The organism is Amycolatopsis thailandensis (assembly GCF_002234405.1).
In the GTDB taxonomy this organism is placed as follows: Bacteria; Actinomycetota; Actinomycetes; order Mycobacteriales; family Pseudonocardiaceae; genus Amycolatopsis; species Amycolatopsis thailandensis.
On sequence record NZ_NMQT01000239.1, the window covers coordinates 1 to 807 of the forward strand.

The following is an 807-nucleotide window of genomic DNA, read 5'->3' on the forward strand; positions in this document are numbered from 1 at the left end:
CGTGGGCGTGCAACTACCGCATCCAGAGGACGAAACGCGTCAGGCGAGGTCGCCGCGCAGGCGGAATTCGGCCTCGACGCGGTCCCGCGAGGCCCCGGTGGCGAGCAGGGTGTGCAGCAGGAGCCGGGATTTACGCGGGTCGAGCCAGCCCGCCATCGTCGCGCCCATCGCGATCAGATCGGACTCCGAGCCGCGGAAGCCGTAGGTGCCGCGGAAGGTCGGGCCCGCGCCGGTCCGGCCGGCGACCACGACCGGCACCTCCGGCAGGACGCGCTCGATCACGTCGGCGGACCCCGCCGAAACGTGCCCGGCGCCGTTCGCGGCGAGCACCACTCCCTTGACCCCGGCCTTGACCAGCGTCTCCAGGAGTTCGCCGGTGTCCTCGACGCCGCTCTCGACGATCGGCACCAGGCCGGAGAAGTCCGCGTTCTCCAGCGGCAACGCCGCCGGACGGACGGCGACCGGGTGGAAGTAGTGCACCAAGCCCTCGCTGACCAGGGCGAGCGGCCCGGCGGGATTCGAGGAGAACGCCTCGACGTGGCTCGAATGCGCCTTGCGGACCCAGCGTCCGGCGTGGACGTCGTCGTTGAACGCGACCAGCGAACCGCGGCCCCGGCTGCGGGGATCGGCGGCGACGGTCAGCGCCGCGAGCAGGTTTCCGGCGCCGTCGGCGCTGGGCAGACTGGGGTTGCGCATCGCGCCGGTGATCACGATCGGGGCCTCGGAAGCCCACGTCAGCTCGAAGAAGTACGCGGTCTCTTCGAGCGTGTCCGTGCCCTGGACCACGACGACGCCGTCCGCGCCTTC

General features: G+C 72.1%; 1 protein-coding gene. It reads right to left on the bottom strand.

All coding sequences use genetic code 11. From position 1 onward, the window contains the following. Nucleotides 1–39: 39 nt before the first annotated feature. Nucleotides 40–807, bottom strand: a 768-nt coding sequence (locus tag CFP71_RS41955) for an asparaginase (protein WP_093939415.1), incomplete at its 5' end; no start/stop codon positions are given.